The 2546-nt window shown below is 64.4% G+C and carries 3 protein-coding genes; 2 read left to right on the forward strand and 1 reads right to left on the reverse strand.

Annotation, left to right across the window (positions count from 1 at the left end; translation table 11 throughout):
- Together ACFP9U_RS24675 and fae are read left to right on the forward strand one after the other, a co-directional pair.
- Window positions 1-541: triphosphoribosyl-dephospho-CoA synthase (locus ACFP9U_RS24675; protein WP_378625484.1), on the forward strand; the 541-nt coding region annotated here is incomplete at its 5' end.
- 160 nt (window positions 542-701) lie between these two features.
- A complete protein-coding gene (fae, locus tag ACFP9U_RS24680) occupies window positions 702-1214 on the forward strand; it encodes a formaldehyde-activating enzyme (protein ID WP_322449964.1) in 513 nt (170 codons plus the stop codon).
- A 453-nt stretch (window positions 1215-1667) separates the two neighbouring features.
- On the opposite strand, the gene ACFP9U_RS24685 is transcribed toward fae, so the two are convergent.
- On the reverse strand, window positions 1668-2369 hold the full coding sequence (locus ACFP9U_RS24685; protein WP_378625487.1) for a HisA/HisF-related TIM barrel protein: 702 nt from the start codon (window positions 2367-2369) through the stop codon (window positions 1668-1670).
- Window positions 2370-2546 lie beyond the last annotated feature (177 nt).

Here is a 2546-nt window from a genome sequence, read left to right on the forward strand (position 1 = left end):
GGCACTCGCCCGCGTGCTTGCCGGAATGGACGTCGCCGACAGCGCCCCCGTCTTCGAGGCGATCGTGCTCGCCTCGCCCGGCGGGCTGGGTTCCGCCCCTTCCCACGACGTGCGGGAGGCGCCGCGCGTGACGGTCGTGGAGGCCATGCGGGCGGCTTCCGATCGCGACATCATCGCCCGGCAGTATGCGACCGATTTCCAGGACGTGTTCGAAACCGGTGTCGCTGCGCATCGAAAAGCCGAAGGGCGCGGCCTGGACGGCATGTGGCCGACAGTCTTCACCTATCTCGCTTTCCTGGCGGGCTTCCCCGACAGCCACGTGGCACGCAAGCACGGCGTTCCCGCCGCCGAGGCTTTGGCTCGCGAGGCCGCCGCGGTGCTGTCCGAAACCGAAAGGATGCATGACGAGGCCGCGCGGATCGGAAAACTCATGGATTTCGATCGCCGGTTGAAGGCGCAATCGCTCAATCCCGGCACCTCGGCGGACCTGACCGTGGCTACGCTTTTCGTTCGGGGCCTCAGGTCAAACTTGCATAATTAATGCGTTAATGGTTCAATTTGGCTGCGGAACTGTACTCCGTGACTATCTAGCCAACCGGTCCGGACGCTCCGGATGCTGCCAACAAGGATAGTCGTCCACTGGGTGTCTGCCTGGTGCGGCATCCTTGGACATCAAAACCATGTCTTGGAGGAACACTGGTATGGCAAAAATCTCGAAAGTAATGGTTGGCGAATCGCTCGTTGGAGATGGCAACGAGGTGGCGCATATCGATCTACTCATCGGCCCGCGCGGCAGCCCGGTGGAGGCGGCATTCTGCAACGCGCTGACGAACAACAAGGATGGGTTCACCACCCTTCTGGCGGTGATTGCGCCCAACATGCCCTGTAAACCGAACACGGTGCTTTTCAACAAGGTCACCATCAAGGGCCAGAAGCAGGCCGTGCAAATGTTCGGCCCGGCGCAGTTTGCCGTCGCCAAGGCGGTGCAGGACAGCGTCGCCGAGGGGATCATCCCCGAGGAGGAGGCGGATGATCTGTTCATCTGCGTCGGCGTGTTCATCCACTGGGAGGCGGAGGACGACGCCAAGATCCAGGAGTACAACTATCGCGCGACCAAGGAATCGATCGAGCGGGCCGTCAACGGCACGCCGACGGCAGCCGAGGTCACGTCGAAGCGGGATACGGTCAAGCACCCCTTCGGTGCCGCGGCTTAGACACGAAACAACCCCGCACAGGCAAAACCATCTGAGCAGTCGGGTGGTCTGTTGCGCCGGTTGAAGAGGCTCGTAGGCCTTTAGACGCCGCCCAAAAGGGGCGGCTCCTTGCAGATGCCCAAGAGGCGTCCCATGCCGGCGCGTACATAGCGCCGGCTTTAACGCGCTTATGTCCGGGTGTCCCCAGGCGAACGGCCGTCCTGTCCGGAAGGTGACGGATCGCCGATGCATACAGACCGACATCGATCTCCCGAATAGCGCAGCACACCCTTACGATAACTCCGGCATCGACAGTTCTTGAATTGAGGGCAGCCGCTGCTGTCCGCCTACACTCGCGGGGAGCGGCGCTCGGATCAGATCGCCGTCTCATAGAAGCGGCAAACTGATCTATGCATTTGATTCCAGCCGGGAAACCGGCTCCGACTTTTCCTGGAACCGCTCTGGATTCCTCACCTACAACGCGCTCAGCCGTGCAAGCTGCGCCGGCGTCAGCGCGCCGCCGTGCAATGCGGTCGCCATCAGCGCGCCGGCGATGCCGCATTCGGCGAGCCGGCGCAGGTCCTCTTCGTTGCGCACGCCGCCGGCGGCGATGACGGTGCGCCCGTCCGCCCGTGCCTTGATGTCCCGCAGCCGCGCGAAATCCGGCCCGGCACCGGAACCCACCTGCGCAAGGGTCATGACGATTATCGTCGGCGGCCAAAGCGCCGTGTCCGACAGAAGTGCCTCCGGCCCGCGAAAACCGTCGGCGAAGAAGTCCAGCGAGAGGACGAGGCCCGGATGATCCCGGAAACGGCCGATGAGCGCTGTATCGTCCTGGGATTCCGACCCGAGCACCGGCCGGAGCCCCGGCCGCGCGAGTGCTGCGACAAGGCTTGCCTCCTCGGCGAAGCCTGCGTCGAGCCACAGTTCCGGCGCGTCGGGCATTCGTTGCAGGCTCTCCAGGGCCTCCTCGTCGGGCGCGCCCTTCTCGATGGCATCGAGGTCGGCAATATAGAAGGCCGGGAACGGGTGCATCGTGCGCAGGCCGCGCGCGACGGAGACAGGTGCCGCGTCTGAGCTCAGCGGTGTGGCGATCGGGTGGTAGCGCGCACGCTCTCCACCTTCCGCGCGCACCACTTGGCCGCCTTTCAGGTCGAGCACCGGTATGATACGCACGATCTCCTCCGACGGGTCTTCGAATCCGCATCCTCGGGAAAGCGTGACACGTGACAGGGCAAAAGAAAATCGTAGCCGGTTTCGACATCGGCGGCGCGCATCTGAAGGTCGCACGTGTGGAAGACGGCCGGGTGACGGCCGCCGCGACGGTCGCCGCGCCCCTGCGGCTGGGGCTCG

It is taken from the genome of Nitratireductor sp. GCM10026969 (assembly GCF_042660605.1).
Lineage (GTDB): Bacteria > Pseudomonadota > Alphaproteobacteria > Rhizobiales > Rhizobiaceae > Chelativorans.